Source organism: Pseudomonas sp. Ma2-10, from assembly GCF_054330215.1.
The window spans coordinates 499,506-513,538 of record NZ_JBTEYL010000002.1 but is presented as its reverse complement, the minus strand read 5'-3'; the positions used below and the strand labels follow the sequence as shown (position 1 = coordinate 513,538).

Here is a 14,033-nt window from a genome sequence, read left to right as displayed (position 1 = left end):
AAGTTGCGCAGTACTGCGCAACTTCTTGCGCACTTGGCTACAGGCCTTGTCACATAAGGTCTGTAGCGGTTTTAGGGGTTATTTTATTATGGGGTACTGCGCAACTTCTTGCGCATCAAGGCCATGCGCCATCATTCAGAGGCTGGCGCCGATTTGCTCGACGAATTGCGCTAATGTGCTGTTTTCGAAATAACTTGTTTTTCTTGCACGTCTTCAGGCGTCTCACGCGCACGTTGAATTTTGTTCAAAATCTCTTCTCCCTTTGCGTTCCAAACGTACGGGGTCGGCTGAGCATTGCGTAACGCCATGAACGTTGTGATGGAGCTTTCCAACTCGCGTACAGAGGCAAAGCTGCCATCGCGCAAGTACACGGTAATGTCTCGAAAAAAGCGCTCAACCATGTTCATCCAAGAGTTGGAGGTTGGTGTGAAATGAATATGAAAACGCGGATGCTTCGCCAGCCAGGCTTTCACTGCGGCATGCTTGTGGGTCGCGTAGTTATCGACGATCAAATGAAGCTGGAGGTGCTTGGGCGTTTCTTTATTGATCTTCTTGAGAAAGGCCAGCCACTCTTGATGCTGATGCTGATGCTGATGCTGATGCTGATGCTGATGCTGATGCTGACGCTCGATGCTGCTGATCAATTTGCCTTGGAGGTAATCCAGTGCGGCGAATAACGTGACCGTGCCATGGCGGATGTAATCATGGGATTTAGTCTGGATATGACCGATGCCCAAAGGCAAACCCGGCTGTGTTCGCTCCAACGCCTGAACCTGACTTTTCTCATCGCAGCACAACCCCAAAGCCTTGTCCGGCGGAGCCAGATAGAGCCCGATCACATCCCAGAATTTCCTCGAACTGCGGATCGTTGGATAACTTGAACGTGCGTGTCAGGTGAGGCTTTAAATCGTTGGCAGCCCACAGTTTATGGACGGTGGTCGAGGAAATTCCCGTTGCCCTCGCCATGCTCCGACAGCTCCAGCGCGGCTCTCCGATGCGGGGTCGGGTGACCTGTTCCAGAACGCGGCGAACCGTCTCAACAGGCAAAGATGACTTGCGTCCACGCCCAGGTTCGTCGACCAGTCCGTCCAGTCGACGTGCCTGGAAACGCTGGCACCAAAGCGTGATCGTTGGGCAGGAAAAGCCCGTCAACCGTGCAATGTTGTCTCGGGTTTCGCCTTCGGCAGCCAGCAGGATTATGCGTGCTGCCGCCCCTCTCGCTGAGGGATGGTGGCAGAGCGAACGCGCCGTTTGAGTTCGATCGTTTCTTCAGGGCTAAGCGTGATGTCCAGAGCGCTCACGATAAGCTCTCCAAGGCGGGAATTACATCTGAAGTGTAGCCGAAAATAACGAAAATCTATTTCGCGAACGGCACACTAGAGCTTCAGGAGCAGGTAGCTTTTCGGGTGGTTGAGACAGTTTTGCAGCGTTGTTTTTTTATCCTGCGAACCGCGGAATGCGGGGGGGCTTCGCAGGACAGTTTTTATTATCTAAATTCACCGGAACTGACTCGGCGCTACGCCGCTCCAGCGTACGAACGCATGACGGAAACTCGCGGTCTCGCTGAATCCCAATGCCTCGGCGATTTGATAGATCGGCAGTTGGTCCTCACACAACATTTGCTTGGCTTGCTCGAACCGCAGCTCATCAAGTAATTCCTGATAGCTGCAACCCAGATCCTTCAGGTGCCTGCGCAAGGTGCGCGCCGAGCAATTCATCTGCTCGGCCAGACCTTCGAGGCCGGGCGCCGCATTCAACTGCGCGCTGAGTAGCTGACGGATTCGCCCCAGCCACACCTGGCGACCCGTGAACTCGGTGTTCTGTTTGCGGCAGCGTTCGGCCATGGCCTGATGGGTGATGACGTCGGCCAGTGGCAAGGGGTGATCGAGCCAGCGTTTATCAAACGCGAAGGCGTTGTCCCGCGCCTCGAAGTGCAGCGGGCAGTTGAAGTGCTCGGTGTAAGTCGCTTGGTAGTCTGGCGCGCGATGTTCAAACCGAGCAGCGAGCACGGGCAGTGGATGGCCGAGCAGGTCGTCGCAGATGACTTTCAACGACACCAGACAGAACTCGGCATTGAATACCGCCAGTGCCGGGCTTTCGCGGTAATCGCCGGCGACGAACCAGATGCGCTCGCCGTCGTCTTCCAGGCTCAGCTCGAAAAGTGTTCCCAACAGCGCCGGATAGTGCAGCGCCAGCCGCAAAGCGTCACCTAAAGTGGCGCTGGTGAGCAGCGCATAACCGAGCATGCCGTAGGACGAAACGTGCATCCGGCGGCCCAGTTCCAGGCCGATGTCACGCTTGAGCGCGACAGCATTGGCGCAGACCTGCATCTCCTGATTGGTGGTGATGCGCGTGTCCGCCCGGCTCAAATCCGCCGGGCTGATGCCGCTTCCGGCCAGCAAGGCTTCGCGGGGCGGGCCCTGGTCCTTGAAGGCGCTGAGAATCAGTGACACCGCGTTGAGGGTCGTGAGGTGGGAGTGCAGCATGGGGTGTTCCAGCCTTGGGATGCTGGAAGAACAGCAAGTTGTGTGCCCACGGGGTTTTAAGTGGTGTCAGCTGAGTTCGCCGCAGAGGTCGAGTTCTACAAGGCGCCGCACTTCAGCGGTGTCGAGCCCGGCCCCCAGCAAGCCCTGCAACTTGCCAAACGCGGCTTCACGGGTCATGCCACCGCCGGACAACACACCGACACCACGCAACCGACTGCCAGCCTCGTAAACATCCAGTTCGACGCCACCTTCATGGCATTGGGTGACGGCTACAACCACAACCCCCTTGTCCCGCACCCGTCCCAGGCTGGCGAGAAACTCGGGGTTATCGCTTGGCCCGGTGCCGCTGCCGTAGCACTCCAGCACCAGGCCCTGAATGCCGCTGTCGAGCAGGCCGTCCAGTATCTCGGCGCCGATGCCGGGGAACAGCGGCAGCACAGCGATTTTCGCCAATTGCTTGGGCTGGTTGTAGGTCAGCGAGGCCGGTATTGAAGAAGCCTTCGCACCGCCACCCTGACGCTCAAGACGCTTGAACGGATGACGACCGAAACTGCGCACCTTCGCGCAACGGGTCGGGTCCAGCCGTTCGCCGTGGAAGTACAGATGAACGCCCGGCGCAAGGCCGTGACCCAACGCAACCAGCGCGCCAGTGAGGTTTTCCCAGGCATCGCTGTCGGCTACGCCGGCCGGCAGCATGGAGCCGGTGAACACCACGCGGGCATGCAGGCCGAGCAATTGAAAGCTCATGGCCGCCGCGCTGTAGGCGAGGGTGTCGGTGCCATGCAGGACCAGCACGCTGTCGCACCCCTGGACATCGACAGCGTCAACCACCGCTTTGCGCAGTTGCTGCCAGTAAGCCGGGCTCATGTTGGCGCTATCGATCAGCGGCGACATCTCGCGAAAGCGCCACGGCGGCACGACAAGGTCAGGTCGGCTGTGCAGATACTCGCGCATCCGGGCTTCGAAACCGGATGCCGGGGCCAGGCCATGAGCGCTGGCTTGCATACCGATGGTGCCGCCGGTGTAGAGCACCATGACGTGCTGGGCGGCAGGGTAGGTCGAGGAATTCATGGGGGTTCTCCGAGAACGATGACAGCATGCGGTCGAGCATGACGCTGACCGAACGCTGTGTCACGCCGGGCGCAGGGGATGCGCCCGGTTTTTTACCGATCAGCGTTGCGCTGCGGGTACGCCTTGCGGCTCGGCTTCAGCCTTGGTGGCGGCCGCTGGCGGATTGGCTGGCCAGGCTTTCAAGTCCAGGTCCAGATCCGGGAATTTGCTCGAATCGAACACGGGCGTCTTGATGCCGGCCGCGCGCTGGTCATCGTAGTCACGCAGGATGCGCATGCCAACTTTGAACAGCAGGAACAGCGAAACCAGGTTCACAAACGCCAGCAGGGTCATCGTGATGTCAGCGAAAGCGAACACCGTGCCGAGGTTCTCGATCGCACCCCAGAAGATCAACACCAATACCAATACGCGGTAGCCGATCAGCGCCTTGCGGTTTTCACCGATCAGGAAGCGCAGGTTGCTCTCGCCCAGGTAGTAGTTATAGAGGATCGAGGTGAACACGAACAACGACAGGGCGACGGAGATGAAACTCCGGCCCCAGTCCCCGACTACGGCGGCCAGAGAGTTCTGGGTCAGGGCAATGCCGTCGCCTTCGAAGCCTGGGGTATAGAAGCCCGAGAGCAGGATCAGCAGCGCGGTGCAGGTGCAGATCACAAAGGTGTCGAGGAATACGCTGAACGCCTGAACCACACCCTGTGCCACCGGGTGCTCGACCGACGCGACCGCCGCCACGTTTGGCGCACTGCCCAGGCCTGCTTCGTTGGCGAACACGCCGCGCTTCACGCCCATGACGATGGCGCTGCCGATCAGGCCGCCGAAGGCCTGATCGAGACCGAAGGCGCTTTTGACGATGGTCATCAACATCCCTGGAACCTGGTCGAATTGCAGCACGATCACATAGAGGGTCACGCCGATGTACACCAGGGTCTTCACCGGCACCAACAGGTCAGCGACCTTGGCGATGCGCTTGATCCCGCCGATGAACACCAGGCCCAACAATACCGCCAGGGTCAGACCGGTCCAGGTGGTGTCGAGGCCGAAAGCGTTGTTCAGCGAGTGGGTCACGGCGTGGGATTGCAGACCGTTGAAGGCGAAGCCGAAGGTCACCAGCAACAGGAACGCCATGATCATGCCCAGCCAGCGCTTCTGCAGGCCGTGCTGAATGTAATAGGACGGGCCACCACGGTACGTGCCGTCGGAGTCGCAGCGCTTGTAGAGCTGGCCGAGGGAGCACTCGAAGAAGCTGCTGGACATGCCGACCAGCGCGGTCACCCACATCCAGAACACCGCTCCCGGACCACCCAGGGTCACAGCGATACCGACACCGGCGATGTTGCCCGCACCGACGCGGCCGGCGAGGCTGAGCATCAAGGCCTGGAACGAACTGAGTTGGCCGGCGCTGCTTTTGAGACTGTTGCCAAATACCGCGAACATGTGGAAGAAGTGGCGCAGTTGAACGAAACGCGAGCGGATCGTGAAGTAGCTACCGAGCCCGACAATGAGCGCGATCAGTACTTTCCCTGAGAGGAAGTCGTTAATGACTTCGAGCATGGATTATTCCTCGCTGTTTTTTGTGTAAGCAAATGCTGTGCGGTCAGAAATATCGCGTTACACCGCTTTGCGCGCGGCAAAACAGGTGAGGCGAAGGTTCGTCCCGATTTCATATTGCGGGTTTGTTATTCGTTCGGGTTTCGCATGGGGTTGGGCCTCGTTACCGACGACCGCTCACGCGAAGAGGGGCGGCACTATACCTATGAGCGTGCGGTCCGTCTGCACGGTTGTGGTGCAAGCGATGAATCGAAGCCTTTGAAACCCCCGGCGTTGGTGGCGTCGGGCTCTTGTGGGAGTGAGCCTGCTGCGATGCAGGCACCGCGGTGTTGCAGGAGTTGCTAAATGAGTTAAAAAAAAGGGCTTGGGGAATAAATCCCCAAGCCCTCAAAAGGTGAGAGGTGTCTAGTCCCTCGACCTGGTGAGCGTGGCTCTTTGTGACAAGAGCCGGTGGTGCGTTCGGTTAAGCCTTCAGAGGCACCAGACGCGGAGCAATCATGTTCTCCGGGCGCAGGATGTCGGCGAGCATTTCGTCGTCGAGCAAGCCTTCTTCGCGCACCAGTTCCAGCACGCCGCGGCCGCTTTCCAGCGCGATACGGGCGATGCGGGTGGCGTTTTCATAACCGATGTACGGGTTCAGCGCGGTGACCAGGCCGATCGAGTGTTCGACCAGTTCGCGGCAACGCTCTTCGTTGGCGGTGATGCCGACGATGCAGTGCTCGCGCAACATGTCCATGGCGCGTTGCAGCAGGCGGATCGAGTCGAAGATTTTGAACGCGATCAGCGGCTCCATCACGTTCAGTTGCAACTGGCCGCCTTCGGCCGCGATGGTCAGGGCCAGGTCGTTGCCGATGATCTGGAACGCCACCTGGTTAACTGCTTCCGGGATGACCGGGTTGACCTTGCCGGGCATGATCGAGCTGCCTGGCTGACGCGCCGGCAAGTTGATTTCATTGATGCCGGTGCGTGGGCCGCTGGACAACAGACGCAGGTCGTTGCAGATCTTCGACAGCTTCACCGCGGTGCGCTTGAGCATGCCGGAGAACAGCACGAAGGCGCCCATGTCGGAGGTGGCTTCGATCAGGTCGGCGGCCGGAACCAGCGGTTGACCGCTGATCAGCGCCAGACGCTGAACGGCCAGGTGCTGGTAACGCGGGTCGGCGTTGATGCCGGTACCGATCGCGGTGCCCCCCAGGTTCACTTCGGTCAGCAGTTCAGGCGCCAGTGTTTTCAGGCGCGCCAGGTCTTCGCTCAGGGTCGTGGCGAAAGCGCGGAATTCCTGGCCGAGGGTCATCGGCACGGCGTCTTGCAGCTGGGTACGGCCCATCTTCAATACGTGGTTGAATTCCTGTCCCTTGGCGGCGAACGCCTGGATCAGGCTGTCGAGGCTGGCCAGCAGCGCGTCGTGACCCAGCAGCAGACCCAGACGGATCGCGGTCGGGTAGGCGTCGTTGGTCGACTGTGCCATGTTCACGTCGTTGTTCGGGTGCAGGTATTGGTATTCGCCTTTCTGGTGACCCATGGCCTCCAGCGCGATGTTGGCGATGACTTCGTTGGCATTCATGTTGGTTGAAGTGCCAGCGCCGCCCTGAATCATGTCCACCACGAACTCTTCGTGGAAGTCGCCGCGGATCAAACGTGCACAGGCTTCGCTGATGGCCGCGTGCTTGGCTTCGCTCAGGTGACCCAATTCGCGGTTGGCGTCAGCAGCGGCTTGTTTGACCATCGCCAGGCCGACAACCAGCTTCGGGTAATGCGAAATCGGAACGCCCGAGAGGCGGAAGTTGTTCACCGCTCGCAGGGTCTGGATGCCGTAATACGCTTGAGCCGGTACTTCGAGTACGCCAAGCAGGTCTTTTTCTGTGCGGAAAGATGCAGCGGAGGACATGATAGAAATCATCTCGATAGGGACCCGGTCTGTGCCGGAACACCGCAAATGCTAGGCTTGTGGAGGATTTTGGGCCAATGCTGTTAAACACTAGCCTATGCACATTCGGCATAATGCCCGTGTGACGCCGTGTCTGCCGCGAGCGTGTGACCTAAATTGGTGCGTGTCCGGGAGGACGTGATGAACCTTGAAAGTAAATGGCTTGAGGACTTTAGTGCTCTGGCCGCCACCCGCAGCTTCTCCCAGGCGGCGGAACGACGCTTCGTGACTCAGCCGGCGTTCAGTCGACGGATCCGCAGCCTTGAAGCTGCGCTGGGCCTGACCCTGGTCAATCGCTCGCGTACGCCGGTCGAACTGACGGCGGCGGGGCAGCTGTTTCTGGTCACCGCGCGGACGGTGGTCGAGCAGCTCGGTGAAGTGTTACGTCACCTTCATCACCTGGAAGGCGGGCAGGGCGAGGTGATGCAGGTCGCCGCCGCTCACTCCTTGGCGTTGGGGTTCTTCCCGCGCTGGATCGCGCAGCTGCGCAACGAAGGTCTGAACATCGCCACGCGATTGGTTGCGACTAACGTCGGTGATGCCGTGCATGCCCTGCGTGAAGGCGGTTGCGATCTGATGTTGGCGTTCTATGACCCGGATGCCGCGATGCAGATGGACCCGGAAATTTTCCCGTCTCTGCACCTCGGCCACACCGAAATGCTCCCGGTTTGCGCAGCAGATGCCGACGGCAAACCGTTGTTCGACCTGGAGGGCGACGCCAGCGTGCCATTGCTGGCCTACAGCGCCGGTGCGTTTCTCGGGCGTTCGGTGAACTTGCTGCTGCGTCAGCGAGCGCTGCGCTTTACCACTATTTACGAAACAGCCATGGCCGACAGCCTTAAAAGCATGGCGCTGGAGGGTTTGGGCATTGCCTGGGTGCCGCGGCTCAGCGTGCGTGCCGAGTTGGCGCGTGGTGAACTGGTGGTTTGCGGCGGCCCGCAATGGCATGTGCCGCTGGAGATTCGCCTGTATCGCTGTGCGCTGGTGCGCAAGGCGAATGTGCGGTTGCTGTGGCGCAAGCTCGAAGGCGGGGCCGCGCAAGGCACCGCCGGTCAATGATGGGTTGAAGGCGCCAGTAGATTTACGGTGTGTTTGATTGACCTTCAGGTCAATAAAACCGGCACGTTGCGCCGAATGACAGATGGTCGTATCGGGGGCTGTTTATCTGCTTCATTGAGGTATACTGCGCGGCCTTCGGCCGGTTCGTCCGGCCATAATTCGTACAATCAAGCCACGCATTTTGCGTGGTTTGTTGTTTTTTGACGCGCCTGCGGGCGCCCAGAGAGAAGAGGCACGACGATGAGTGCACTGGTTGGCGTGATCATGGGCTCCAAGTCCGATTGGTCCACCCTTAGCCACACCGCCGATATGCTGGAAAAGCTCGGCATTCCTTACGAGGTGAAAGTGGTCTCTGCCCACCGCACCCCGGACCTGCTCTTCCAGTACGCCGAAGAAGCTGAGGTGCGTGGCATCGAGGTGATCATTGCCGGTGCCGGCGGCGCGGCACACTTGCCAGGCATGTGTGCGGCCAAGACCCACCTGCCGGTACTGGGAGTGCCGGTGCAGTCGTCGATGCTCTCGGGCGTCGATTCGCTGCTGTCTATCGTGCAGATGCCCGCGGGTATTCCGGTCGCCACCCTGGCCATCGGCAAGGCCGGTGCGATCAACGCAGCGCTGCTCTCGGCGAGCATCCTCGGCGCCAAGCACCCGCAGTTTCACGCGGTGCTGAAAAAATTCCGCGCTGAGCAGACAGACAGTGTCCTGGAAAATCCAGACCCACGCATCGCCTGAGGTTGTTGACGATGAAAATCGGTGTAATCGGTGGCGGCCAATTAGGTCGCATGTTGGCGCTGGCGGGCACTCCGCTGGGCATGAACTTCGCTTTCCTGGACCCCGCGCCGGATGCTTGCGCGGCCGCATTGGGCGAGCACCTGCGGGCCGATTACGGCGATCAGGATCACCTGCGTCAGCTGGCCGATGAAGTCGATCTGGTGACGTTCGAGTTCGAAAGCGTCCCGGCCGAAACCGTGGCCTTCCTGTCGCAATTCGTCCCGGTTTACCCGAGCGCCGAAGCCCTGCGCATTGCCCGTGATCGCTGGTTCGAGAAGAGCATGTTCAAGGACCTGGGGATTCCCACCCCGGCGTTCGTCGACATTCAATCGCAAGCCGATCTGGACGCTGCCGTGGTTTCCATCGGTCTGCCGGCCGTGCTGAAAACCCGCACCTTGGGTTACGACGGCAAGGGTCAGAAAGTACTGCGTAAACCTGAAGATGTCGTCGGCACGTTCGCCGAACTGGGCAGCGTGGCCTGTCTGTTGGAAGGTTTCGTGCCGTTCACCGGTGAAGTCTCGTTGATCGCTGTGCGCGCTCGTGATGGCGAAACGAAGTTCTATCCGCTGGTTCACAACACTCACGACAGCGGCATTCTTAAACTGTCCGTGGCCAGCACCGATCACCCGCTGCAAGCCTTGGCGCAAGATTATTCCAGTCGTGTACTCAAGCAGCTGAACTACGTTGGCGTGATGGCGTTCGAGTTCTTTGAAGTCGACGGTGGCCTCAAGGCTAACGAGATTGCTCCGCGCGTGCACAACTCGGGTCACTGGACCACTGAAGGTGCCGAATGCAGCCAATTCGAAAACCACCTGCGGGCCGTTGCCGGTCTGCCGCTGGGTTCGACGGCCAAGGTCGGCGAGAGCGCGATGCTCAACTTCATCGGCAAGGTGCCGGACACCGACAAAGTCCTGGCCATTGCCGACTGCCATCTGCATCACTATGGCAAGGCGTTCAAGATCGGCCGCAAGGTCGGTCACGTCAACGTGCGCTGCGCCGACAGGGCCACCCTTGAGCAGCAGATTCTCAAAGTCGAAGCGCTCATCGCCGAGTAGTTTCATGTGGCAGCGGCGGAACCATTCAGGGGTCGCCGTTCTCTCATGGCAGGATGCCAAAGTCTGTCTAGGCTTTGGGCCTTGCCAATCAATCAGAGGGAAATGCCATGGGAATTATCGGAACCATCTTTATCGGCTTGATCGTCGGCCTGCTGGCTCGGTTCCTGAAACCGGGCGATGACAGCATGGGCTGGATCATGACAATCCTGCTCGGTATCGGCGGTTCGTTGGCGGCCACTTACGGCGGCCAGGCTCTGGGCATCTACCACGCGGGTGAAGGCGCTGGCTTCATCGGTGCGCTGGTCGGCGCAGTGGTGTTGCTGGTGATCTACGGTTTGATCAAAAAGAACTGATCCAAAGCGACAAAGCCCTCTCTGCGCCGCACGCAGAGAGGGCTAGAATGCTCGGCGTTGCACCGTCCTCTCCTTTGCCGAGCACCTCCATGCGCCGTCTTCTGTTCACTTTCCTTTTATTAGGCTCGGGCCTTGTCCATGCCGGCGAGCTACCCGAAACCGACTGGCTCGAATTGATGCCAACGTCGGACCAGAAAGCCCTCGAGGCCATGCCTGAAATCGACCACGACTCCCCCGAAGCCAATGGCACCTTTACCCAAAAGGGTGGCATGAAGCAGAGCAAAGGGTTGCCGGCGGTGATGTATTCGACCAAAACCGTGCCGTCGATGAACGGCAAGAACATCCGCCTCGGTGGTTATCCGGTGCCGCTGGAATCCGACGCCCAGGGCCGCAGCACGCTGTTCTTCCTCGTGCCGTATCCGGGTGCCTGCATCCACGTGCCGCCGCCTCCACCTAATCAATTGGTGTTGGTGCGTTATCCGAAAGGTTTGAAGCTGAATGACATCTATACACCGCTGTGGGTGACCGGCACGGTGAAGATCGAGAAGGTCGACAACGACTTGGCTGACGCAGCGTATGCGCTGGACGCGGCGAAAGTGCGGGTGGTTAAAGAGTCGGATTTGTAGGTGATCAACTGAATGTGGGAGCAAGCACGCCCACATTGGTTTTTGTGGTTCTAGAGGGGGTTGCTGCCGATGCTGACGTCGAGGGTATGACTGGCGCCCGGCGCCAGCGTCACCACATCATCCATCACATTCGCCGTTTCAATGCACAGCATCCGCTGCCAGCCATCGTCGGCCATGTCGCTGAACGCCGCAGCGCGTTCAATCCACGGATTCCAGATCACCGCCGAGCGTGATCCGCTGCTGGTCAGTTCGATGCGCCGTTCCCAGGCCGGATCGACAATGCTCAGCTTCGCCGGGGTATTGAGATAGATACGATCGGTCTCGCTGACAAAACGCAAATCGCCGGTCTGAGTGACGGTTTTCCAGTCGTCCAGGGTTTCGATGTAACTCAAGCCTTGCAGCCCTTCAACATGCACTTCGCGTACATCGCTGACCGCGAAATAGCTGTGCAGCGCCTGGCTGATGGTGACTGTGTCAGCGCCCTGATTATGGCTGGTCAGGCTGATATGGAGTTGCTCATCCAGACGAATGCTCAGCGTCAAATCCACCTGATGCGGCCAGCCGGGCAAGCCGCCTTCTGGGTAAGGCAGAACAAACTCCACCTTGAGGCTTTCGCCCTCGGTTTTAATGCCGCCCAGTTCCCAGTCCATCGCCCTTACCAACCCGTGGGCGGTCGGCGCTTCGTTGCTGGCGCGCATCGCCTGAACGCTCTGCGGGTTGCGGGGCAGGTTGCCGAACCACGGCCAGCACACTGGAACCCCGGCGCGGATGCTCTTGCCAGTCTTGAACACTGCCTCGTCGTTGAGCCAGATCAGCGGCGGTTGACCGGCCACTTGATAACTGAGGATGTGCGCGCCTTGCTGGGCAACCAGCAGTTCGGCCTGACCGTGGCGGATGCGCCAGCAGTTCAGTTCATCCAGTTTCACGGCTTCAACGTTGGGCGTGCTCATGGGGCAACTCTCGATCAGGAACAATGACTGCAATGGACCGCAGAAAGGTCGCAGTGTTTAACGCGCTCTAGGCGGAACCGAACGTGTCCGACCGCTGCCGTCGATGGCGACGAACACAAACACGGCCTCAGTCACTTTACGCCACTCGCTGGACAGCGGATCGTCACTCCAGACTTCGACCATCATCTGAATCGAGCTGCGGCCGATTTCCAGCGCTTGGGTATAGAAGGAGAGCTGAGCGCCTACCGCTACCGGAACCAGAAACGCCATGCGGTCGATCGCAACCGTAGCCACGCGGCCACCCGCGACTTTGCTGGCCATTGCGGTGCCGGCCAAATCCATCTGCGACACCAGCCAACCGCCGAAAATATCGCCAAAGCCGTTGGTTTCACGGGGGAGCGCGGTAATTTGCAGGGCAAGGTCGCCTTGCGGGATTGGATCTTCTTGTTCGAGCTCTATCATGCCGGGGGTGCCTCTGACCCGTGACTCTCATTGGTACTTCAGGTGAATAGCCGTCTCAAGGAAAAACGATTCAGCCCCGAACATACTACGTTCGTCACGTTTTTCGTAAGGCGTCTAAAGGGAAACTCTGCGAAATCGGCTGACGGCTGCCAACGACGTTTTCGCACAGCAACCCCTTACAAGCAGATGCAGGATTGCGAGTATATCGATCGGTAGACTCCGAGACGACCGTCCGGTTCTCATTTCGACCGTCAAATACGCACCTCTATGTGCTTTTTCGAACAATTTGCTATCGTGCCGGACCTGCCCAAGCCTCCGCCAGCGTTGTTGGGGTTGCAGATCCGACTATAAGAGAAGCCTTGCCATGATCACAGCGCCCTCGAGCATCGCGCAGCCCACTCAATCCGCACGTCCGCTGACCCGCAGCGATTACAAGACTTTGTCGTTGTCTGCCCTGGGCGGTGCGCTGGAGTTTTACGACTTCATCATCTTCGTGTTCTTCGCCACGGTAGTCGGCAAGCTGTTCTTCCCGGCCGACATGCCCGAGTGGCTGCGCTTGATGCAGACCTTCGGGATCTTTGCCGCCGGCTACCTGGCGCGGCCACTGGGCGGCATCGTCATGGCGCACTTCGGCGACCTGCTGGGACGCAAGAAGATGTTCACCCTGAGCATTTTCATGATGGCGGTGCCGACCCTGATCATGGGCCTGCTGCCGACTTACGCGCAGATCGGCATGTGGGCGCCAATCCTGCTGCTGCTGATGCGGGTGATTCAAGGCGCTGCGATTGGCGGTGAAGTGCCGGGCGCATGGGTATTCGTTTCCGAACACGTGCCGCAGCGTCATATCGGTTACGCCTGCGGTACCCTGACCAGCGGTCTGACGGCTGGCATCCTGCTGGGCTCGCTGGTCGCCACCGCGATCAACAGCATTTACACCCCGGTCGAAGTCTCGGATTACGCCTGGCGGATTCCGTTCCTGTTGGGTGGCGTATTCGGCCTGTTCTCGGTTTACCTGCGCCGCTGGTTGCACGAGACGCCGGTATTCGCCGAACTGCAACTGCGCAAGGCCCTGGCAGAAGAAGTGCCGCTGCGAGCCGTGTTGCGCGACCATCGCGGGGCGATCCTGATTTCCATGCTGCTGACCTGGCTGCTGTCCGCCGGCATCATCGTGGTCATCCTCATGACCCCGACCGTTCTGCAGACCGTCTACCACTTCTCGCCAACCACTGCATTGCAGGCCAACAGCCTGGCGATCGTGTTTCTGAGCCTAGGCTGCGTCACCTCCGGTGCACTGGCTGACCGCTTCGGTGCGGGTCGTGTCTTTGTGTTCGGCAGTGCTCTGCTGCTGATCAGTTCGTGGACCTTCTACCACAGCCTGTTCAACCACCCGGACTGGCTGTTCCCAATGTACGCCTTGACCGGCTTACTGGTCGGCACCATCGGTGCGGTGCCGTATGTGATGGTCAAAGCCTTCCCGGCGGCGGTGCGCTTCAGCGGCCTGTCGTTCTCCTACAACCTGGCCTACGCCATCTTCGGCGGCCTGACCCCAATGGTTGTGACCCTGCTGCTCAAGGAAAGCCCGATGGGGCCTGCCTATTACGTGGCGATCATCTGCGGTGTCGGGATTCTGGTGGGTGCGTACCTCTGGAAGAAAGGTCGCTAGATGCTGGCCTTTCATCCAATTGTCATATTTCAGCCATAGAGTGTTCACACGGCCTGCTGATA

At 59.6% G+C, this 14,033-nt stretch carries 12 protein-coding genes and 1 pseudogene; 6 read left to right on the top strand and 7 right to left on the bottom strand.

Going from position 1 to position 14,033, the window contains the following annotated elements:
- Positions 1–170: 170 nt before the first annotated feature.
- From ACXPVS_RS05025 to aspA, 5 genes and pseudogenes are all read right to left on the bottom strand, one after another.
- Positions 171–1,301: pseudogene (locus ACXPVS_RS05025) on the bottom strand (IS630 family transposase).
- A 195-nt stretch (positions 1,302–1,496) separates the two neighbouring features.
- On the bottom strand, positions 1,497–2,486 hold the full coding sequence (locus ACXPVS_RS05020) for an AraC family transcriptional regulator (RefSeq protein ID WP_458508934.1): 990 nt from the start codon (positions 2,484–2,486) through the stop codon (positions 1,497–1,499).
- 66 nt (positions 2,487–2,552) lie between these two features.
- Entirely contained in the window at positions 2,553–3,557 is a 1,005-nt protein-coding gene (locus ACXPVS_RS05015; RefSeq protein WP_458508933.1) for an asparaginase, read from the bottom strand.
- Between the two features lie 99 nt (positions 3,558–3,656).
- A complete protein-coding gene (locus ACXPVS_RS05010) occupies positions 3,657–5,108 on the bottom strand; it encodes an alanine/glycine:cation symporter family protein (RefSeq protein ID WP_458508932.1) in 1,452 nt (483 codons plus the stop codon).
- A 460-nt stretch (positions 5,109–5,568) separates the two neighbouring features.
- Positions 5,569–6,993 carry an aspartate ammonia-lyase gene (gene aspA, locus ACXPVS_RS05005; protein WP_458508931.1) on the bottom strand — a complete coding sequence of 475 codons (1,425 nt, stop codon included), beginning with the start codon at positions 6,991–6,993 and terminating at the stop codon, positions 5,569–5,571.
- 180 nt (positions 6,994–7,173) lie between these two features.
- Here aspA and ACXPVS_RS05000 point away from each other — a divergent pair, with 180 nt between their 5' ends.
- From ACXPVS_RS05000 to ACXPVS_RS04980, 5 genes are all read left to right on the top strand, one after another.
- Entirely contained in the window at positions 7,174–8,091 is a 918-nt protein-coding gene (locus ACXPVS_RS05000; protein ID WP_458508930.1) for a LysR substrate-binding domain-containing protein, read from the top strand.
- 240 nt (positions 8,092–8,331) lie between these two features.
- The gene (gene purE, locus ACXPVS_RS04995) at positions 8,332–8,823 is read left to right on the top strand and encodes a 5-(carboxyamino)imidazole ribonucleotide mutase (RefSeq protein WP_458508929.1); all 492 of its coding nucleotides are present in this window, start codon (positions 8,332–8,334) and stop codon (positions 8,821–8,823) included.
- 11 nt (positions 8,824–8,834) lie between these two features.
- Complete coding sequence (locus ACXPVS_RS04990) at positions 8,835–9,917, top strand: 5-(carboxyamino)imidazole ribonucleotide synthase (protein WP_458508928.1); 1,083 nt, start codon at positions 8,835–8,837, stop codon at positions 9,915–9,917.
- Between the two features lie 107 nt (positions 9,918–10,024).
- The gene (locus ACXPVS_RS04985; protein ID WP_027926291.1) at positions 10,025–10,270 is read left to right on the top strand and encodes a GlsB/YeaQ/YmgE family stress response membrane protein; all 246 of its coding nucleotides are present in this window, start codon (positions 10,025–10,027) and stop codon (positions 10,268–10,270) included.
- A gap of 89 nt (positions 10,271–10,359) precedes the next feature.
- Positions 10,360–10,896, top strand: a complete 537-nt coding sequence (locus ACXPVS_RS04980; RefSeq protein ID WP_458508927.1) for a DUF3299 domain-containing protein — start codon at positions 10,360–10,362, stop codon at positions 10,894–10,896.
- Positions 10,897–10,946: 50 nt separating this feature from the next.
- Here the strand turns inward: ACXPVS_RS04980 and ACXPVS_RS04975 are convergent, their stop codons facing one another.
- Together ACXPVS_RS04975 and ACXPVS_RS04970 are read right to left on the bottom strand one after the other, a co-directional pair.
- On the bottom strand, positions 10,947–11,846 hold the full coding sequence (locus ACXPVS_RS04975; RefSeq protein ID WP_458508926.1) for a D-hexose-6-phosphate mutarotase: 900 nt from the start codon (positions 11,844–11,846) through the stop codon (positions 10,947–10,949).
- 57 nt (positions 11,847–11,903) lie between these two features.
- On the bottom strand, positions 11,904–12,308 hold the full coding sequence (locus ACXPVS_RS04970; protein WP_003177184.1) for an acyl-CoA thioesterase: 405 nt from the start codon (positions 12,306–12,308) through the stop codon (positions 11,904–11,906).
- 364 nt (positions 12,309–12,672) lie between these two features.
- Between ACXPVS_RS04970 and ACXPVS_RS04965 the strand changes: the two genes are divergently transcribed.
- On the top strand, positions 12,673–13,971 hold the full coding sequence (locus ACXPVS_RS04965) for an MFS transporter (RefSeq protein ID WP_458508925.1): 1,299 nt from the start codon (positions 12,673–12,675) through the stop codon (positions 13,969–13,971).
- Positions 13,972–14,033 lie beyond the last annotated feature (62 nt).